This window comes from Flavobacterium sp. DSR2-3-3, from assembly GCF_049896585.1.
In the GTDB taxonomy this organism is placed as follows: Bacteria; Bacteroidota; Bacteroidia; order Flavobacteriales; family Flavobacteriaceae; genus Flavobacterium.
Genome location: NZ_JAFCUP010000016.1, coordinates 1 through 21,236, shown reverse-complemented (window position 1 = coordinate 21,236; position 21,236 = coordinate 1). Strand labels below are relative to the sequence as shown.

General features: G+C 34.9%; 11 protein-coding genes and 1 pseudogene. All 12 read right to left on the bottom strand.

Annotation, left to right across the window (positions count from 1 at the left end; translation table 11 throughout):
* Positions 1-367: 367 nt before the first annotated feature.
* Positions 368-2,092, bottom strand: coding sequence for a DUF2326 domain-containing protein (locus tag ACP7AQ_RS15295; protein WP_426096076.1), 1,725 nt, complete (start codon positions 2,090-2,092; stop codon positions 368-370).
* The gene (locus tag ACP7AQ_RS15290; RefSeq protein WP_426096075.1) at positions 2,079-2,330 is read right to left on the bottom strand and encodes an ABC-three component system middle component 6; all 252 of its coding nucleotides are present in this window, start codon (positions 2,328-2,330) and stop codon (positions 2,079-2,081) included. The genes ACP7AQ_RS15295 and ACP7AQ_RS15290 overlap by 14 nt, the downstream gene beginning before the upstream one ends.
* A 10-nt stretch (positions 2,331-2,340) precedes the next feature.
* Positions 2,341-3,264: an ABC-three component system protein gene (locus tag ACP7AQ_RS15285; protein WP_426096074.1), complete on the bottom strand. Its 924-nt coding sequence runs from the start codon at positions 3,262-3,264 to the stop codon at positions 2,341-2,343.
* A gap of 381 nt (positions 3,265-3,645) precedes the next feature.
* On the bottom strand, positions 3,646-4,779 hold the full coding sequence (locus ACP7AQ_RS15280; protein WP_426096073.1) for an esterase-like activity of phytase family protein: 1,134 nt from the start codon (positions 4,777-4,779) through the stop codon (positions 3,646-3,648).
* 61 nt (positions 4,780-4,840) lie between these two features.
* Positions 4,841-5,242 (bottom strand): group III truncated hemoglobin, encoded by a 402-nt coding sequence (locus tag ACP7AQ_RS15275; RefSeq protein ID WP_131477721.1) that lies wholly within the window; start codon positions 5,240-5,242, stop codon positions 4,841-4,843.
* 60 nt (positions 5,243-5,302) lie between these two features.
* Complete coding sequence (locus ACP7AQ_RS15270) at positions 5,303-5,839, bottom strand: DUF4136 domain-containing protein (protein WP_426096072.1); 537 nt, start codon at positions 5,837-5,839, stop codon at positions 5,303-5,305.
* Positions 5,840-5,888: 49 nt separating this feature from the next.
* Positions 5,889-7,871, bottom strand: coding sequence for a urocanate hydratase (locus ACP7AQ_RS15265; RefSeq protein WP_426096071.1), 1,983 nt, complete (start codon positions 7,869-7,871; stop codon positions 5,889-5,891).
* A gap of 76 nt (positions 7,872-7,947) precedes the next feature.
* Positions 7,948-8,124, bottom strand: coding sequence for a DUF5522 domain-containing protein (locus tag ACP7AQ_RS15260; RefSeq protein ID WP_426091034.1), 177 nt, complete (start codon positions 8,122-8,124; stop codon positions 7,948-7,950).
* Between the two features lie 251 nt (positions 8,125-8,375).
* Positions 8,376-14,945, bottom strand: coding sequence for a choice-of-anchor D domain-containing protein (locus ACP7AQ_RS15255; RefSeq protein ID WP_426096070.1), 6,570 nt, complete (start codon positions 14,943-14,945; stop codon positions 8,376-8,378).
* A gap of 454 nt (positions 14,946-15,399) precedes the next feature.
* A complete protein-coding gene (locus tag ACP7AQ_RS15250; RefSeq protein WP_426096069.1) occupies positions 15,400-15,618 on the bottom strand; it encodes a hypothetical protein in 219 nt (72 codons plus the stop codon).
* 52 nt (positions 15,619-15,670) lie between these two features.
* On the bottom strand, positions 15,671-20,986 hold the full coding sequence (locus ACP7AQ_RS15245) for a reprolysin-like metallopeptidase (RefSeq protein WP_426096068.1): 5,316 nt from the start codon (positions 20,984-20,986) through the stop codon (positions 15,671-15,673).
* Between the two features lie 139 nt (positions 20,987-21,125).
* Positions 21,126-21,236: pseudogene (locus tag ACP7AQ_RS15240) on the bottom strand (IS30 family transposase); the annotation flags it as partial.

Sequence of the window (21,236 nt, the reverse complement as noted above, 5' to 3'; positions counted from 1 at the left end):
ATAAACTAGAAAAACCAAAACGGCTTTCGCAAAAAGCTTTTCATTTCACTCGGGGCTAGGAGAGTTCGGGTTTAATTTGAAATTAGGTTTGATTTAAGTGGATTTCAGTTGCATCCTGTCATTGCTAGTGACGAAGCAATCTCACTAAAATATTCGACAAAGAAACTCAACTCAGTTTGTCATTCCTTCAGCGGAGGAATCTCATCTCAATTTTTAATTCCAATTTTTGAATACTAATTTAATTGTAAGTAACGAAGTAATCATCCGAAAAAGAAAAATAGTTCATTTAAACCGCATACTAAACGTTAGGATTTTCCTATTAATTAAAATAGACACTTGTTGCAAAAGGGCGTGAGTTGGGAGTAAATTATCTTTCGTAATTTAAATCTATTTGTATTCCAAGTAGTTTCTCTTCTGGAGATTTATCACTTAAGGTTAGTTTAATTCTATCAGTAACTAATTCTTTATGCTCTTCAACTGTCATTTCAGTTTTTAAACTTTCGATAACATTTTGATTTAATGAAATAATATATTGAAAATCATTTAGCTTGCATTCATTATCAGCTACTTCAAACATAGTTTTAACTTGTCGCGTATCCATATCGCCAGTTATTTTACTATCGTGAAATAAAAATTCCATATTATGATTGTGCTTGCCTTTTAATATAGTCCAATCATAACAGAAAATTTTTACCTCTTTTACAGCATTTCCAGCGTCATCTTGAATTTTAGCTTTTATATCAAATCTTGTAGCATTTTTTCCTTCATTATTTATAATGGTTATTCCAGAGTTTTTTTCAGAATAAAATTTTTCAACAAAATATTTAAAAAGGATAATGTTTTCTTTTATTAAATCTTCAACTTGTTCTATATATTTATTTGTAATTATATTTTCATTCGTAAAATCTTTTTTGTTTTCCTCTACAAACAATTTATAATCCATCTCAAGTTTTTTATATTGTAGTAAAGAATGCAATGTTTTTTCATTATCATTTAATACCTGATTTAATTTAGTGTAATCATCTAAAGCACCAGTTGAATTCAAATATTGTAATTTTTTATCTTCTTGTTGACCAAGTTCAGTTATTATTTTATTTAGGTCAACTAATTGTGTTTCAAAATCTCTTTTTTCTTGAATTAATTTTCTTTTCCTATTATCTAAAATTTGATTATTGAATTGTTCTAATTCAGCTAGTTTTTTTATTACCATTTCACCAAGTTCAAATTTTGCATTTTCATACAATTTGATTATTTGCTCTTTTGATATGTCAGGTTGAATTTCTAAGCTCTTTTCAATATTAGAAATTGCTATTTTTAATTTTGTTGCTTTATTTTTATGATTTTTAAGTTCATAAGAAATTTGATCAGCTTCTTTTCTTATTGAATTATAATCTTCAGCAATGATAAATTCATCAATACTTTTTCTATACCGTTTAATTAGTGTTTCAAGTTCAACAATCTTAATTTCTAAATCTTTTTTATTTTCTGTTCCAAAAATTGCTTTAAATTCAGGATTGTTTAATTGAGCTTTTAATTTACCTATATTTAACTCTTTCGCTCTTAAATCAGCTTTTTTGATTATTAAATTTGTGTCCAAACCCAACAAAAAGGCATTGTTTAAGAGTGTAGCTAATGGATTTTCTTTTTTTATGTATCTATCGTTTGATATATAGCCATCTTCTCCATATCTTATAAAACGCGGAAGTAAACTTCTAAAGGTTACATGTTTAGTATTTTCTTTTATTCTGAAAAGTTTTTCTTCTAAAATTTTATTAAATTCTTTTAAAGAATATTTTGTATCATTTAGTTCGATTTCTTTTTGATTGTTTGTTGAACGAGTTGCAGTAAACCCTTGGTTTTTAATTTTAAAATCAAGTGTAAATATCCAGTCTTCTAATTTTTCAAATTCTCTATTAGTGTTTGAACCCAAGCAAAAATGTATTAATGCAATTGTTAAAGACTTTCCAACGCTATTATATGTTTTTCTTTGGTCTTGAGTTTCTTTTATAGCAGCAATAACCGTTATGCCATTTGGATTAAACGACACGGTATGAAATGATTTTTTATTTGCTCTTAATTCAATTAACCGCATTGTAAATTTTTCCGTTATTGTCGATTAATATTGCTCCAACAAGATAAAGATAGTTCAATGCTAAAATAACATTGTCGAAATTATGATATGCAGGAAATCCTTTTTTTGAATTATTTATTTCTGAATATTTAAACCAAATGTCATCTACAGTTTTAGGTTTATCAATGAAACTTAATAATATTCCACCTAAACCAAGTAATGATTCTGAAAATCTAATATGTTTTGAAGGTAAAATCATAAATTAATTATTAATTAGGTGTTTCAAATATATCACAATATTCAAAATAATAAGCGATAAGTACAAAGATAGCATCGTAAGTACTTTGTTTTTCATTTGGGCTTGATTTTTCAACAATATATTGGAAAATTTCATCATTTTTAGTTTCGCTTTTGGGTATAAATTCTTTTCCTTCCTCATATAATGTACTGAATATCTCTCTTAAATCTTCTTTGATAAATTTGCTGTTTAATTGAAAAAAATCATTTATTGCAAAATTCTGTCTTTGACCAATATTTAAAAATTCACTAATGACTTCGCTCAATGAATTAAAAATAATTTTGTTGTCAAAATTTGGATTTGACGGTATTTTTTCTAAAATATTCCTTGCCTTTCGTTCCTTTAAATGGTTTACTACATCATTCATGGTGTCATATTCAAAGTTTGAAATATTATCAGCGATAGGAATCATTCCTCCTAAAACGTAAATCATTTTATCTTCCTCCAAACTCATAAAAATATCTTCAATATCTTTACAAAGTATTATTTCACATTCAACTTTATATTTTACAGCTATTTTTTTTGCATTTGTATAAATAAGAGGATACACATTTTTATAATCATCTTTTACTACATAATTAAATTTTTTTACTTCAAAATTTCTTTCTTTCCAAAATTCAAGTAAACCAACAATAGAGGAGTTCATTTTTGATAACATTACAGTTTCATTTCCATTTAAATCTTCAGGTGCATATACTTGAAAATAATCTCCAGTTTTTTCGTTAAAACCATCACACTTACCATCACCTAATCTTCCCTGTGGCTTAACTTGTTTAAAATTAGAATCTTGATTTTGCATTATTTTAGTAAACAAATCTTCATATGATTGCTTATCAGCCTCATAAAATTTGGTTTTTAATATGATTCTACCAAGATATTTTTCTTCTCTTGTCATTTAGTTTTTTTAATAATTATTCCAAATAAAGTAAAACTTAAGTATTTTGTATAGTTTTCTTATTCAAGGTAAATTAGTTTAGATACAACTAGTTTCATGTAAAACATCATTTCTAAATCTTACCAAATATTAGGTATAAAAATGAAGCGTAATATACATTTTTTAATCTCCTAAAATTACAATTTATTTACGTAAAAATCTGATAAAAAAATTTGGTTTAAAGTCCGTTTTAAAAGTAACTACTTTTAGTTCAGTAATTTTACGGGAAACCGTAAACATTCTTTTATAGCTAAGATTTTCAAAATATTTTATCAATATGAAACCAAAAAAAAATCCGTAATATAACTGTTACGGATTTCAATGTTTAAAAAAAACACTATTTTACTCCAACACTTCAAACACCAACACCTGCGTTTTTTGTTTGTCTGAAAAATTATTATCCGAAACGAAAATAATGGATGGAGTACCATTTGACAATTTTGGACCAAAAGTAAGTCCTTCGATATTATCAATAAAGATCCCCAAATCATCCATGTTTAGAACTAATTTTTTAGAAGCCAAATCAATTTTTTGATTTTGCAAAGAGCTGTAGTTTTTTACATCAGTTGCTTTTTTTAAATCGCACAAAAATACTTTCACCGTGCAGGCTTGTGTACCGGTAGAATAAGAACGTTCCACAACCAATAACTGATTTTTGCCGTAATACTGAATTGCCGAAACGCCATTCACGGCAAAAGCTCCTTTCGGATTAGGTTCACGAGCAATAGGTTCGAGTTGATAGCCAAATTGAGCGGTGTTCTTTTTTGTTTTGGTATTAAATTGATACAATCTGATCAAACCGCCTTTGCTGGTGCTGGCTTGGTTGCCGTCTTCAAATAAAGGTTCTTCAATGTTGGTATAGATATTTTTATACTTTTTGTCAAAAGTTATTCCTTCTAAAGTGCCGTTATTTCTCGGGCCTTTTTCAAGTTTCTGCATTGTTAAATTTTCCGGCAATGTTATATTTCCCAGAAAAGCACCTTTTAAATCCATGAAATTAACGAAAGGATTTTGTAAAACTTCCTTGTCTGCTGTAATCACTCGAGCGCCTTCGCTACTCCATACCAAATTGTTCGTTTTTGGATTGAATCGGATGTCTTCCGGGTCTGCTGAAGTAGTTGGCGTGGTGTTCCAATTGCCATACACTTTTTCGGTTTCATTTTTTAAAGTGGTGACACTTTGGAAATCGATACCTTTTACTTTATTTTCGAGCAAACGAATTTTTGCAGTATAAAATCTTGAATCATTGAACATTGATCGATCATCACTGATCAAATAATACAAATCATTTTTTGCATCATAATCGATTCCTGATAAACCGCCTACTTTAGTATTTTGAAAAGTTTTGTCAAAAGGAATTTCAACGGAGCTTATTAATTTTAAACTCGGATTTGTTTTGTTTTCAGCCGTTTGCTTTAAATTGGAACAAGAAAAAAGAAGAGCAGGTAAAACGACAAGTAATAATAAATTGCGCATAAAAGAATGTGTTGCTGTTTGCAAAAAGGAACATATTTTGGATTAAAAAGCCACTCTAACACTAAGAATTGTTTGTTTGATTTTTCTCAAGATTGCGGAAGTAGTCAATTTTGTAATTAAACATTTCAGCCATATTTTTTGCGCGAAGTTTAGCTTCTTCAGCTAATGGACCAGAAAATAAGCTGTCAGTGGTTTCCGTGAAAATTTCCATCCAACGATCAAAATGTTCTTTAGCAACTGGCAATTGTTTGTGTGGCGGAAATGGGCTTCCGGAATAAGAATGAACTTCGAGTAAAATAGTTTGCCAAAAACGATACATTTTTTCTAAATGTTCTGGCCAGCGGTTGCCTATTTTTTCGTTGAATATGGTTCCAATAAACTCGTCTTTTTGAACTTTGGAATAAAAAGTATCAACCAGTAATTTAATATCTTCGAGCGTAGTAATGTCGGTTTGTAGTGTCATGATTGGGTATAAAAAAAGCCTACGCAAAGGTAAGCTTTTATGTTTGAATCTGATGGGAAACTATTTCGCTTTCGGCGGGAATTGCTCTAAAATTTTAGCCACAAATTCATTGATTTGTTTTTCTTTTTCGTTGCGGTTTTCAGTCAAATAGCCGATCCCTTCGCCTTGCCAAACCAATTCTTTTTTCTTTGCATCAATTAAATCAATATACAATGTTCCTTCCGTTGATGAGGTAACATAAGTGCTGCGACCTCCCCATAAATAAGGATTCCATCCCCAACCCCAACCATAGCCCCAACCGGCGTTGTATTGGTTTACGTCAATTCTTTCTCTCTCTTTTGTAAGTATATTAATCAGCAAATCTGGATTTTCACTTTTGGTCATTCCTTTTCTGCTTAATTCGGTGTCTATGGCATTGAGTATTCTTTTCTTGTCCAGTTCTGAAATTTCAACTCGATCGATGCCTTTTTTATGAAAAGCATACGTTTTGTATTGGCTAAAATCCACATTATTATCATAATCGGAATATACTTTTACGGAAGTGCATGATGCAATTACGAAAAGTAGAAGTACGAGAAGGAGTTTAATTGCTTTCATGGTTTAAATATTTGATTACTAAATGTTTATTAAAGATACGTTCAAATTTTTAAAAATCCAACAAATTGTCGGCTACTCTATTAGGGATGGTCACTTTCAACAAAGGTTGTGTCTCCATCGCTCTTTTAATTGCAAATAATGCACCTTCATTTCGCGCCCAGCTTCTTCGGGAAATTCCGTTGTTAACATCCCAGAAAAGCATTGATGCTAAACGTCTTGACGCTTCTTTTGAGCCATCAAGAACCATACCAAATCCGCCGTTAATTACCTCTCCCCAGCCCACGCCTCCGCCATTGTGAATGGAGACCCAAGTGGCGCCACGAAAGCTGTCGCCAATGACATTCTGTATCGCCATGTCAGCTGTAAATTTTGAACCGTCATTGATATTTGAAGTTTCTCTGTATGGAGAATCGGTGCCAGAAACATCGTGGTGATCTCGACCTAAAATTATGGTTCCTATTTCACCTTTAGCAATGGCCTGATTAAATGCTTCCGCAATATTTACACGTCCTTCAGCATCAGCATAAAGGATTCGGGCTTGCGAACCTACAACTAATTTGTTTTCCTGCGCGCCTTTTATCCAATGAATATTATCCTGCATTTGTTGCTGAATTTCTTCGGGAGCCGTTGTTGCCATTTCTTCCAAAACCTGGCAAGCAATGACATCTGTTTTGGCTAAATCTTCTGGTTTTCCCGAGGCGCAAACCCATCGGAAAGGACCAAAACCGTAATCAAAACACATGGGTCCCATGATATCCTGTACATAACTTGGATATCTGAAATCGATATGATTCTCTGCCATGACATCAGCACCGGCGCGGGAAGCTTCCAATAAGAAAGCATTTCCATAATCAAAGAAATACGTTCCTTTGGCAGTGTGTTTATTGATAGCAGCACTGTGTCTGCGTAATGTTTCCTGTACCTTTATTTTGAATAAATCAGGATCGGTAGCCATCATTTCATTAGCTTCTTCGAAAGAAACGTCAGCGGGATAATAGCCGCCGGCCCAAGGATTATGAAGCGAAGTTTGATCTGATCCTAAATCGATATGAATATTTTCCTGGTCAAATTTTTCCCAAACATCAACTACATTTCCAAGGTACCCGATGGAAATAATTTCTTTATTGGCTTTCGCCAAAGTGACTCTTTTTACCAAAGCATCAATATTTTCAATGACTTCATTAATCCATCCTTGAGTATGGCGAATGTGCGTTATTTTGGGATTTACTTCGGCACAAACGGTGATGCAACCGGCAATATTTCCAGCTTTAGGTTGTGCGCCAGACATTCCGCCCAAACCAGAAGTGACAAATAAGCCGCCCTTTGGACTGCGTTTTATTTTACGAAAACCATTCAAAACCGTAATAGTTGTTCCGTGTACAATTCCTTGCGGGCCAATATACATGTAACTTCCGGCAGTCATTTGCCCATATTGAGAAACGCCTAAAGCATTCATTTTTTCCCAGTCGTCCGGTTTCGAATAATTAGGGATTACCATTCCGTTTGTCACAACAACTCGCGGAGCTTCTTTATGCGAAGGAAATAATCCCATTGGATGCCCGGAATACATCGTCAATGTTTGCTCATCGGTCATTTCTGATAAGTATTGCATCGTCAATAAATACTGTGCCCAGTTTTGAAAAACCGCTCCATTGCCGCCATAGGTTATCAATTCATGTGGATGTTGTGCAACTGCGTAATCTAAATTATTTTGAATCATCAACATAATCGCTTTGGCCTGTTCGCTTTTTCCAGGATATTCATCAATTGGGCGCGCACGCATTTCATAATCAGGACGAAAGCGATACATGTATATACGGCCGTATGTTTCCAGTTCTTGTCGAAATTCTTTTATTAGTTCAGGATGATGTTCAGGTTCGAAATAGCGCAAAGCATTTCGCAAGGCCAGTTTTTTTTCTTCTGTCGAAAGGATTTCTTTACGCTTTGGTGCGTGATTGATTTTTGTTTCGTATGTCCTTGGTTTAGGTAAATCCGATGGAATTCCTTGTTGTATTTGTTCTTGAAAAGTCATTTTATGGATGTATTTTGTGTTGCTGTAAATGTGTTTTATTCACTCAATGAAACTCAACACTTCGACTGAACACCGCTTACTTTTTATTGGTTCCTGTATTTTTATCAAAACCATACGGACAATGGCGACAGCCGCTTTTACAGCAATACCCTCTTTTTAAATGGTGTTTTTCTGTAAAGCATTTGTAGCCTTCGGGTGTAAAATAGAAATCTTCACCTTCAATTAATTTATTTGCATTCTTCTCGTCAATCATGTTATGGGATATTCTTTTGTGAAAATTATTTTCAATATTTCATTTTATATGATTCACTCAAACTATTGAGCTGTTCCTTAAAACAGAATTATCTTAGCGAAACAAATTTAGAAATTTTATAAGGGAAGTTAGAACGAATCCCTTTCTATTTTTTTGAACGGATAAAATCGTTAAATGAACAGAAGTTTTTTTAAATTTTTTTCAAAAAAAAACCACTCGGTTAGGAGTGGTTTTTAAAGGATGCTTGTTATTTAGAATATTATTTTTTTGGAAACTACAGTGTTATTATCTAAAGTGATTTTCACAATTAAACCGGCTGTTGTTTTGTTTAAATGGCTTAATGTATATTTTTTAGCATTTACTTTTTTATAACTATCTATTTTTCTTCCCAACAAATCGTATACGACAATATTTTTTATCAGCTGGTTTGAAGACTGAACGGTAACGTTTTGATTTACTACCACAATTACGCCATCAGACTTGGATAAATTAAAGCTATCCGTTCCTAATGTTTTGTCGGTGAAACGAAGGTAGAAACGATCGTTAAAAGTTCCTTTTGGAAGTTCTACTTCGTACAAGGTATCTTTTATGTTATGATAGGTTTCATCTGATTTATCATAAATGAAAACCTTTTGATTTTCATCAAAATTTTCTAAGCCATCTAAAACAAAAGAGATTTTTCCTATTGAGTCAGATCGTACACCAATAGGGTAGGAACTTGTTTCATCAAAATACCCTTCTCCTTCTATAATTAACTCTTTTTCTGAATTAACCAGATACATGTCGTTAGCAACATCGTCTATATTCTCGGCGTCATATCCTTCATTTATTTCTCCATTTGCTTTCTCATCCATAAAGGCAACAACTACTTGTCTGTGAAAAATTTCATTGTAATTGTTAAATCCTAAACGAACTCTTTTATACGTGTCTTTTGCTACTGGGTCATTACTATTATCGGTCCAATGGTCTAATTTTTTAGGTTGGGTTGGAATACGGTATATTATTTGGGATGCCGCATTATCTTCTTTTACAAAGGCTCGTTGGCTGTTTTTGAAAGTGACCGTTCCTCCCGTTGCATTTCCAATAACAAAGAAACCTTGACCAACAGGAATGTATTGATTTGGTAATGCTCTGTTTGAAACACCAGAAGTATTAATAAAATCTACTCCTACAGAACTTGGTGCAACGCCAGCGGCTGCATTTCTAACACCATAGCCACCTTGATATCCGCCTAGATTATGTGTGTTATTTCCGGGGTAATGTTCCCAAAAATACAAAGCACCGTCAGTAGCAGTTGGTGTTGTGATGTCTATTGAACCACTATTATCTGTTATGAAAGCAGTAGCATCTAGTGCTGAAGGGTATGGGTTGCCTACGAGTAACAGTTGATTTGCGGACACGGTATTGGCAATAGTACCATTATTTGGTTTGCCTACAAAGTTAAGGTTTTGTAATCCTGAAGTTCCAGCTCCTTTAAGTGTGAATCCTTTACCAGCTTCTAATAAGCCTGTTTCTCCTATCTGAGTCCAGTTGGCATAGGCATTTGCTTTGTTATCAAATTTGTAAATCCAATAGCGTGCTAAACTAAAAGGAGATAGTGATCCATCATATCCTGAAACCCAATTTATACTTTGTGGAGTTGCAGTTGTTCCGTCTCGTAAAACGCCAGCTACAGTAAAGTTATTATTATTTGTAGTGGCATTAATGGTACCCACAGGAGAACTCCAATAGTTGTAATTGTATTTATTAGCTTGTCCTTGTTGATCTCTTTCAATAGAACCGGCACTAGTTGGATCTAAAAAGCTACCTTCGGATTGTACCAATTGTGATTTTCCGATTAAATCTATTGTTCCGTCTAATTTTAAGTAATGGGAAACTTCAATTTTTGAATCGTTTGATGCCTTTAGTGTGCTTGTAGTTCCGACATCTACATATAAACCCAATACTTTTTTGTCTCCATCGGAGATAATATTATGGGTTGTTTTTACGATGTTCCAGTCAATAGTTTGCGAATCATCGACGATAGATAAACTATATGGCAGGTCTTGTACCACACTATTATTCCAAGTTGAAGTAGTTTGCCATGCTCCATCAGCTTTTGAGGTGTAGGGTAAAGGGGCGGTTTGTAAATTTACTGTTGTTAGGTTACGTAATGCTGCTGTAAAATTGTTGTTAGAAATATCTTTTGCATTTGTAAAGGTATAAGTAGACATTGGGTAATAGGCTTTTAAATTTGCCCATGGAATGCTGCTGATGTCATTGTTCGGAATAGTGTTTAGAACAACACTTCCATTTGTGTTTAGGCCATTGCTAATAATTTCCTGGTTCATTATGTAACGCAACTGTTTTTCCGAAAGAGCAACGTCCCAAACACGTACTTCGTCTATAGAACCATCAAAAAACGATGTAGGAGTTACACCATCAGCAGCTGCGATCAAGAAGGATTGTGATGGATTAAGTGGAATATTAATTAGTGTTTTACTGGCATCTTCAATGCCATCAATATATAATTTAGCGGTTAACGTCGCATTGTCATAAACCACACATACATTATGCCATCTTTCCACCGGCATTACTACGGAAGATATAATGGATTGCTTGATTCCATTGTACCAACTCATCTCCACCTTTCCGGAAGCATTGATGCTTAAATCATATCCTGCTGTAAAAGGATTGTTTCTTTTGGAAAGGATCGTATGGTTAATAGCACTGCTTTTTATCCATGCTGAAACCGTAAATGAACTATTTATATCTAGTACTTTTCCGGAATCTAAATAGTCGTTTACACCATCAAAATCTATAGCTCTTTCAAAAGTGCGTTCTGGAGCATACCCAAAAGTGATGTATTTTGTTCCGTCAAAGTCATAGTCTGTTTCTAATTTTGAACCGTTAACGCGCATGATTCGGTACTCTGACGTTGGATTAAATTGAGGAGTATTAGATATAAACATCAAGAAATTTCCTGGCGGAGTTATTGTTGAGGTTAGTAACGTAGAAGGCAGGGAAACTTTGCAGGAAGGAACATTGCCACCTGTTTCTATTACTCTCCAAGTTCTTCCTACTGAAATAAATTCTACATTGGAGGTCAAACCAGCGATTCCAGAACTAATATTTACTACAACAGCCGGTTTTTTTAGTAATGTACCATTGTTATTTCCCCAAACTAAATAATTTTTATCTCCAACAAAAGTATTTGGATTATCTGAGTTTTTATCGTAGATACTTCCTAATCCTATTGTGATATCATCCGCTGTGTTTTCTGTTTTGGATTGTTTTTGATACAATTGCGATACATCATCGCGGCCAATTCCTGCGATGTTAAAATTGTAAAACGCTCCTGTAATTCCTGCGGGATAGATTGCTGTTGCAGTATTTGTTGAGCCAGAATTATAATAGTCAACACTTGTTCCGTTTATGCCTAGTGTGATACCGTATTTAATAGCTAGGTAAGATTCTATTCTTCCTTTGTCTGTTGCTGTATTTGCAGCACTGTAATTGATTACTTCAAGAAAATCACCATTATAACTGGGACCAAAAGCCTCACTGGCGCCCAACCAATATCTTGAATTTAAAATATTTTTATAGGTACTTGTGTTGATTTCAGTTGTTGTCAATAGATTTGCATTATTAAGGATACTCATTCTTGTACCATTAAACCTCGGATTAAATATATTTACTCCTTTATAAGATTTTGTGTTACTAATTTCTCCCGTACCGTAACTTGTATTGGCGGCTTGGTTGTAGGCTAGCACTTCTTGACCGACACCATATCGAGAGGATGTATTTCCCATTTCGAAACCAGTTACATCTTGACTTCCTTTATTAACGGTGATATCATCTCCACAATATGTATCCATAGGACTTGAGAGATAGTTTACAGTATTTTTTGGCTTAATGACCATAAACATATCGAGATTATTAAATCCTTGCCCACCGGCCATAGCATTCGCTCCATTGAAATAAATAACGGGATTAAAATTGACATTGTTAGTGGTGTTGTGCAAAAATTTAGGTTCTTTTCCCAGCTTGGCGATAGCATTTTTAGTACTTCCAGTAGTGTTTTCTTGCCAAGTTGACATGGCGACATTATCAGCAACACTCCCAATATTACTATCCGCTTTTATCCAATATTTAAGATTAGTTGTAACTCCTCCTGGAGCAACTGTCAAAGCAACTGAGTTTTTAATTTCTGCCGACACGGCAAAATCATAAGAGGTTTCGCTAGGGACCCCTGCGTTATCTGTGTTTGTTACGGTGATTATTGCTGTTTTTATTCCTACTGCAGCAGTGGGATTAAATGTAATAACGAAACTAGTTACTCCGGTAATACCAGCAGGCAAGGAACTTACAGGTATGGCACTTGCGGCAAAGAAAGTTGCATTTGAACCCGTTATACTTACAGCAGTTGTTAAGCCTAATGCTGCATCACCATAATTATAGATTTGGAATGGAATTGCTATTTTTGTAGTTGGATCCGTGATTCCAAAATTAGTTTGGTCTAAAGAACTTGGGGTCGTATCTCCATCAACAATGGTTACATCATTCCCTTGGATATCTATTTCTCTACCTGCAACAGTAGCGCCTGCTGTTATAACAAAATCATAAATACTTTCATCATTGTCATTGTTTGCTATACTGACTATTGCCAGAAAATTTCCTGTGATTGCAGAGTTAAATTTAACTTGAAATGTTAGACTAGAACCCGCGGCAATAGTACCTGAAGTTGGTTGAGCCGTAACGGTAAATACAGTATCTCCACTTAACATAACGATCGGAGTTCCGCTAAGTGTTAATACTCCAGTTCCTGTATTTTGAATAGTAAATGTTTTTAAAACATCAGTGTTTATTAATGGAGCACCAAAATCAGTTCCATAAATAACAGTGCCGTCTACTGATTTTCCTGATGATGCTCCGTCGGGTATATCATTAGTTGCTCTTAAATTAATTTCGGGGGTTAAACCCGGGGTAGCGGTACCTAATATACTAAAATTAAAAGGGTTTTCATCTGCGTCATCAGTATCAAAAGTTAGTGTTGCATTTCGTATTCCTGTAACTGTGGGTTTAAAGGTAATGGTAAAAGTGGCGCTAGATTGAGGTGCAATAGAGGTAGGGGGGTTAGTTACTACAAATTCTGAGGCATTTGTTCCGCTAATAATGATGCTGCTTAAATTTAATGGAGCAGCACCTAAATTATTTATGGTGTAAGTTCTTGTTAATTCAATTAGAAGATTTGTAGTTCCTAAATTAGTAAAATCAGCTGTGCTTGGAGTTATATCATCATCAGAAATAGAAGTACCGTTCCCGGAAACTGCAATTTCAGGGTTGTTTATAATTGCATCAACTTCAAATCTTGGGCTTAAAGTACAGGAACTTTTTGACACCTCAACGTAATAAGTTGTTGTCGTTGTGAGGGTTGGCGTGTTGTAACTAGCCGCTGTAGACAAAGCTGTTCCTCCTGTCATTGTGGCATACCAAGAAAAATTTGCACCACCAGTAGCCGATGCTGCAACGAGAGTAACACTTCCATTCCCCGTTCTTGAAACATCGGGTGCCGAACTTATTGAAGGCGTTGCTGCAATAATCGTATTCGCTGTATTGTTGAGGATTATGGCATTGTTACAAGTAAGCTTTGCAAGGTTTGTAATGGTTATGGTAGTTGATCCTACATTTGTTAAAGAATTAGTAGAAAAAGAGCCAGTTCCGGCGGTGCTTACAACTATAGTTGCTTTGCTTCCAGTCCCTGTGTTAGCTCCGCTTAGGTTATAAGTTACAGTATAGGTCCCAACAGGTAATCCTACTGCAGTACCATTAACATTGACGGTAGCTGGAAAAGTGGAACATGAAGGACTCGCTATAGTGGTAGAAGTTAAGCTAAAAATAGGGCAAGGCCATGTTATGATTACCCGTCCATTTGCTCCGCTGCCTCCGGTACGGTCTGTCGTTGTTAGTGCATTTGCTCCTGCTCCCCCGCCTCCGGGGGTTAGTCCATTTGCGCCATTTCCACTTACATCTGTTCCATCTGCCCCTTTACCTCCGCCGATAACGGCAGCTCCTCCAGTTTGGTTAATTCCTCCGTTTCCATTAGAATCTTTGCCCGCACTCGAGCCACCACCACCACCACCAGCAAAACCATTAAGTGTTACTCCATCTCCACCTTTTCCTCCGTAATAACTAAAAGCAGCGGAAAATCCGGTGTTTCCGCTAGTACCTGCAGTTGCACCAATCGTGTAAGTGTTATTGTTAGCAGCGTGGGCAGCACCGTTACCTCCAACAGCTAATAAGTGAGTCGTAGCTCCACTAGATAATAATGATGCTGCGCCAGGCACAATAGAATATCTGGTGCCTATACCTCCTGCTCCCACGGTTACGTTATACGTTGCACCAGGAACTACAATAAAAGAAGTTTTTTTTGCATAACCACCACCAGCACCACCACCTCCGGAAGAATTAGTTCCTGCAGCGCCACCACCGGCACCACCACCACCCCAAGCTTCGATATCGATGCTTGTCACTCCGGCTGGAACTGTAAATACGTTCGCGGCAAGACCATTATTTGCAGGATTGTTAAAAGTTTGTGTTGATTGTGCCGCAGCTAAAAAGCTGAAAAAAAGAAAAGCAAGCGCAAGCAACCTGTCTTTTGTATGAAAAATAGATTTTACCTTACTACCATTTGAAAAAAGAATTCCGGATAATTCCAAAAATAAACTTATTGGGCAGCTATTAGATTGCTGATTTCTTGAAATAATGGAGTCATTATTGACATTATGATTCGTTGAAAATTTGAGGCAAGTTGTAATTTTGGTAAAGTAATGTTTATCCATTTTTTTTGTGGTATTTGTGCGGCAAAATTAATTAATTTTTCTTACGAAATCACATGTTTAGCTATAAATGTTTACATTATTTTATGCAGTTTATCTGATTTTTTATGCATTTTATCGATGATATTGAAATTATTAGGTAATTTCATTAAAATAGTGATAAAAATTTGTCTTTTAGGGACGTTGTTTTAGCTAAAATAATTAATGCTTAGGAACTTGCTAATTAGCTCATGAAAAAGAGTTTCAGATACTGTTTTTGTTCTATGTTAATGTAAGATTTTATGTATCATTTAAACGATGATTTTAAAAATGGAACTCAAAAAATATAAATCTTGCGAAAACTTGAATTATTTTTACCCTTAAGTTAAAAGGCTCTAATCAAAACGGTAAATGTGATTTTGATTAAAGCCTTTATTTTTAATTTTTAAAATACACCTGGTAAAATTTGACTTGTTAATTAGACTGTTTGATGTTTTCTGTATTTTCTAAAAGTGTAAAAGGCATAAACAATCCCGGCAATTGCCAGAAGGATTAATTTTCCATTTATTGGTGCAGCCGGAGCGTCATTACCTTCTAAATTTCCACTATCTGAATCATCACCGGGCGCAGCAAACATAATGAAGTTAGTTAGTAAACAAAAACTGGTAATGTAAAATTTTAGTAAGGTATTTTTCATTGATTATATTTTATTGACTAATGATGTGGTTTGTTGAAACAAGTTAAACTACCTAATAAACTATTTTTTTTGTTACTATTTTGTTTTGATTCGATGTTATCTGTACTAGCACTGTTTGGTGCGCTCCTCCAAAATCTTTAATAGAAGTTGATTTGGCATTCACTTCATTTTGTTCAACAAGTAATCTTCCACGAAGATCAAATAGTCTTATTGTTTTCATTTCAGTTGTTCCGGAATTAATATGTAAAACTCCTTTTTGATTATAAATTAGTATTGAGTTAGCATCAAATACCGGAATTTCAATACCTAATGATTCACTGGTTTTGTAAGTCAACCTAAAACGATCGTTAAATGTGCCTTCGTTTGATGAAAAAGAGTAACTGCTTTTTTTCAAATCGGTAACGATACCTGTTAATTGATCATTTAAAAAGATATTTTGATTGTTTGCAAATAATCCATCAACTTGGTCTAAAGCGATGGAGTAACTTCCGCTTGTGTTAGTTTTAAAGGTAAGCGGAACGATATCGGTATCTGAAAAAGGTAAGCCTTTTCCCTGGATAACAAATTCCTCGTTTTCAATTAAGGAATTTAAAGCAATTGGATTGTCGTTAATGTATCTGCCATCGATTGCGGCATCAATCCCTGAGGTGGCATCAGTCATGTATGCAAGCATCATCTGGTTTACAGGAATAGTTTCTTTGGAAAGGTTTAACCAAATTCTATTTCTTTCTGCCGATTTGGTTTTAAAAAACTGATTGTTGGTATTGGCCAACCGCATTGCATTAGTAAACGAAATGGAGGAAGAGGTAGCTTTTGCAATAAAACCTTGGCCTATCTGAATGATTCCATTGGGAACAATACTACTTGATCCTCCCGCATTAGCCGTTCCTCCCGCGGTTGTGTAGGTGGCGTAAGAAGAAGTCAAGGTGTTGTTTGTTTTTCTCCAAAAATATAAGGCTTCCGTAATTCCATTTGCTGTTATAAAGGTATTAGCATTTAGAGTTGAAGGATATGGGTTTCCTATTGCATTGTACTTGTTAATAGATACAGGGAGATTATAATTCCCATTATTTGGAACTCCTTGAAATTGCCCTTCCCATATAGTTGCAGTGGTAGGATGCGTATTTGGTAAACGAATTAAATAACCCTTTCCTAATTCAAAGTTAGTTACAGCAGGATTAGCTACACTTACATAAAGGTCAGTTAATGGATTATAGGTATAAAAACGAGTTGACAAAGTCAATGGAGAGAAAGATTGTAATTGCTGTGTAGCTACTGGAGAAGCCCACATTATGTAATCCTGTCTCATTAAAGGAGAACTTTGCCTATTAATTTTGATACTTCCTGAGTTAGTATTTGTGTTTTTAATTTGAATTAAGTTGGTGTTATTTTCAAAGGTTAGAGAAGCACCTGGACTTACCGTTACATCTCCATAAATATCTAAATTAAAGCCACTTTTTACAAGTACTACAGCGTTATTATTTACAGTCAAACTACAAGCAGAAAAATTAGTAATGGCGGAATAATCAGCTGATATGATTACGCCTGAAGAGGCGGTCGGTAAACCATCACTCCATAAAGTGCCGTTCCAAGTAGTAGAACTAATAATGACATTTTGATTGGCAGTCACAGATTGCCCGTTTCCATCGCTAAACGTCCAAGTTATTACCGTTGTTCCAGATGTAGTGATAGGAAAAGTTGTTATGGTGGTTCCTGTAATTGTCCCTCTACACGCATCAGTTGTTGTAGGGCTCACTGGAGTTACCGCACATTGACCAGTTATATTTGCTAGGACAGGAACTGTTGGTGCGGTAGTATCATCTAGAACTACCGTTTGTTCTTGAGTTGTTATATTTCCGTTTCCATCATTATATGTCCAAGTAATGATAGTTGTGCCTTGCGCAGTAATAGGGAAAACGGTAGGTGTAGTTCCAGAAATTGATCCGTAACAATTGCTTGTGGCTGTGGGCACAGAGGCAGTAGCCGAGCATTGTGCTATTACATTTGTTAGGGTAGTGATGTTAGGTATGGGAGCGCCACAAACATTAATGTTGTAAGTTTGTCCACCCAAAAGAGCTAGATTTACCCCGTTAACGCTAAATTTAAAACTATCTGGATTTAAATTTATTCCATTGTTAGTGTAGCTCAACAAGTTATTGTTGATGTCTGCTTGGGTAAAAATACCTCCAACAGCCACAACTATGTTATTTAATTTTAAAGTACCATTTACTGGCAATTGGGTTATAGTATATATTAATTGTGCCGTTGTAGCAGTAGGCTGTGTTGCTGCTAATTTTGCAAGAGAAAGTGTAGCAGTTGCCCCTTGTGAAAGGGTTAGGGCATTATTGGCAACGGTAATGTTATTTATTATTTGCAGTTTTCCGCAAATGATAACATTAAATAAACTAAAAGTTCCTCCAGATGTTGCTGCAACCCTATCGGTTGCTAATAAAGTCCAAGTTCCAAGTGAACTTGAACCATTAAATTTTGATAAAGATTGGCTGGCTTGTTTTACACCTGAAAGGGTAACAGAACATGGTACAGGAAGCGCAATTCCACTGTCATCAAATGTTACGTCAAAGTTTGCAGCGTTACAATCTCTATTATAAATTTCGGCAAAAATTCCAGTTGGTCCACTAAATTGCATTTTAAGATCACTTAGTGCGGCGTGTGTGCCCTTCATATAAAAACTCACTTTGCTAATAATTATATTATCTGGAACAGTGATTTTTGCGTTAACCGCATTAGTAGTACCAATTTCCCAAACTGCATTTGGTTCAAAAGTTACATTAGTGTAGGTTTTACATAAATCATTTGCGATTTGAAATACATATACCTCAGAAAAGGAACCACTTGTACAAGAATTTGTTGGTTTTACTCGCCAGTAATTTATCGTTCCTTGTGCTAATAATGTCGTTTGATATGATGTTCCTGTAACGGTTGCCGATTCTGTAATGGTTGAAAAAGTTGGACTGGTAGAAATTTGAACTAAATAGGAGGAAGCACTTGTTAAAGAATTCCATTGTAATAAAGAAGATGTTTGTTGATTTGTTGCCCCATTTGAAGGACTTGCAAGCGTTACGTTTCCAATTGTATTGTCAAAAACATTTAATAAAACAGGGAAGTCAACATTTGCAGTTGTCGAAATTCCTTTTATGGTTATTGGATAATTTCCTGCCGCTACTCCACTTGTATTTGAAACAGTCATCGTAAAAGTACCTGAAATACTTCTGGTTGTCGGTGAGAAGGTTATTGTAGATCCTGCTGGAGCACCAACAGCACTAAATGTTGTAGTTTCTGAAAATGCAGGAGCAGGAGTGTAATTAATTGTGTAAACGGCATTTGCAGGTTTACATACAGATTGGGTGCTTGCCGCTGAAACCATTTCAAACTTGCCGGATTTAATTTCAAAATTAGCATTGGATATATCGAAGAAAATATTGGCAGCAGCCTCCACTTTAATTCTATTTAATTTTCCAATATTGTTTGGAACTATTATATTCGCGGTTCCATTATTTGCCACTGCTGAAGCTAAAGTGATAGGATATGTGTAACCGCCATCAGTAGACAGTTTAATATTCACAGTTGTTGAATAAGTTGCTGTATTTGTACTTGCTACATTCCAGGTTACTGCCTTTGTTTCACCAACATACCAAATTTCGCTTCCAGTGTTTGGAGTTGCTACTAAAAATGGACCTGCAGTTCCAACGGTTATTGCTACGGCTTTGAAATCAGTTCTTCCACCCAGCGGACTATTATCTCTGACAGTTAATCTAAAATTTAAAGTTCTGGCAACATTCGGTAATACTTCCCAAGTTGGAGTTGTGTTGCTTATAACTGCTGCCAAATTTGGAAAAGTTCGTGAAGGGTCACTAGTAGGCATTAGCGATCTAAAAACTGGTCCTAAAGTATTTGTTGATGTAGGAGGCTGTATCCCACCATCGTCCTTGTCGTATTGTTCCCAAGTATAAGTCAAGGCATCAACTGTATTTGTATCATTTGCACTTCCTGTTAAAATAAATGGAGTTGATTTTGGAATGGTGTGAGCTGTTGGTACAGCCACTATAGGAGCAGCATTTCCTGAAGAAGTTCCAGTTACGCATGTGTGTCCGGCAATTGCCGTTGTCATTTGTTCAATACTTCTGGCATGAAAGTAAGCATCGCTATTCCCTTGTACATTTGGAGCGCAAATTCCAGCATAACCCATTATAGTAGAGGCACTTCCCGGTTCATAATCTTCATCAGTTGCAGGAACCTTCGTGGCAGCAAAACAAGCATTATAATATGTATGTCCAGCGCCAAACTGGTGTCCTATTTCATGGCATACATAATCAATATCGAAAGGGTCGAATTGAGGGGTTACAATACCTGTTACACCACGTCCTTTTGATGCTGCTGTACATGGACCAGTTCCCGCAATTCCGCCACCACCTGTACTAAAAACGTGCCCAATATCGTATGTCCCAACGGTGATTAATCCAGTAATATTTGTTGTGTTTGAGCCAAGCATTTGAGAGCCATCGTAGTTATCATAAGGATCGGGATCTGGAGATGCGTCTTTATTGAAACCATTGATATAGATCAATCTGTCATTACTGGCCACAATTTGAAAAACAACCGATAAATCTCTTCTAAAAATACTATTTACACGAGTAATTGTGGTGTTCATTGCGGCCAAAACCTGTGCGATAGTATTGCCGTAATATAAAGAGTATGCTGATGTACAGGCTAATGCAAGTCTGTAGGTTCTTAGATTTCCATCTGTAGCGGAAGATATTTTAGCATTAGAAGATAATTTTGTATTATTTATTGTTTCATCCATTATAGCATTACAAACAAAGGAATCATCTGGACCTCTTTCATAATCGGTTCTGTCATAAACAATGTAATCGTTTACATCGTTTTTTGAATAAGGATCGATGTAAATAGTTTTTTCACCAGTAATAACTCCTGTAAAACCCTCAGGAGATATGCTGATATGAATTTTATTTAATGGATTTTTTTTGCTTACACCATAAAAGGATTGAATTTCTGGGTATTTAGCTTCTAGGTCTGGATGTAAAACACTAGTTTTTTCTATTAGGAAACTTTCAGTTGTTCCATTTTCAAGCGGAAAATCTAAAAGTAAAGTTGTCGCTAATTTATTATTTTGGCCTCTTTTGGATGCAGATTTAAAGTTTGTTTTCAAAGATTTAAAATCTAAGGAAAATACTTTGTATTTGTTTGGAATAATTTTTCGGTCAGGTTTGGAAACTGTTTTTGATAATTCAGAACTATTTTTAACCTTCCAATTATTGATAGATTGTGCGGTAGAGAATTGGTAACATAACGAGATAAAAAAAAAAGTTATAAGAGTAATTTTTTTCATAGAATTTTAATTTTGGAAGCAAAAATATATTAAAATTTTAACATTTCAAATAAAATTATCGCCAAAAAGGACTATTTATCCGGTAAAAGTGTTTTTTTTAGTTAATTTTTTTATGAAATTCATTTTTGTTAAGCAGGATTCAAGTTATAAATGCAACTTTTTGATTAAACATATAATTAGGTGTTTCAAAATTAAATCTTTTTCTTGGTCTATTGTTTAATTTCTCTTGTATTTCTATAATTCTCTCTGG

Bases quoted from the DNA above. Each gene is read 5' to 3' on its own strand.
- ACP7AQ_RS15295 (WP_426096076.1), bottom strand. From the start codon at position 2,092: ATGCGGTTAATTGAATTAAGAGCAAATAAAAAATCATTTCATACCGTG.
- ACP7AQ_RS15290 (WP_426096075.1), bottom strand. From the start codon at position 2,330: ATGATTTTACCTTCAAAACATATTAGATTTTCAGAATCATTACTTGGT.
- ACP7AQ_RS15285 (WP_426096074.1), bottom strand. From the start codon at position 3,264: ATGACAAGAGAAGAAAAATATCTTGGTAGAATCATATTAAAAACCAAA.
- ACP7AQ_RS15280 (WP_426096073.1), bottom strand. From the start codon at position 4,779: ATGCGCAATTTATTATTACTTGTCGTTTTACCTGCTCTTCTTTTTTCT.
- ACP7AQ_RS15275 (WP_131477721.1), bottom strand. From the start codon at position 5,242: ATGACACTACAAACCGACATTACTACGCTCGAAGATATTAAATTACTG.
- ACP7AQ_RS15270 (WP_426096072.1), bottom strand. From the start codon at position 5,839: ATGAAAGCAATTAAACTCCTTCTCGTACTTCTACTTTTCGTAATTGCA.
- ACP7AQ_RS15265 (WP_426096071.1), bottom strand. From the start codon at position 7,871: ATGACTTTTCAAGAACAAATACAACAAGGAATTCCATCGGATTTACCT.
- ACP7AQ_RS15260 (WP_426091034.1), bottom strand. From the start codon at position 8,124: ATGATTGACGAGAAGAATGCAAATAAATTAATTGAAGGTGAAGATTTC.
- ACP7AQ_RS15255 (WP_426096070.1), bottom strand. From the start codon at position 14,945: ATGGATAAACATTACTTTACCAAAATTACAACTTGCCTCAAATTTTCA.
- ACP7AQ_RS15250 (WP_426096069.1), bottom strand. From the start codon at position 15,618: ATGAAAAATACCTTACTAAAATTTTACATTACCAGTTTTTGTTTACTA.
- ACP7AQ_RS15245 (WP_426096068.1), bottom strand. From the start codon at position 20,986: ATGAAAAAAATTACTCTTATAACTTTTTTTTTTATCTCGTTATGTTAC.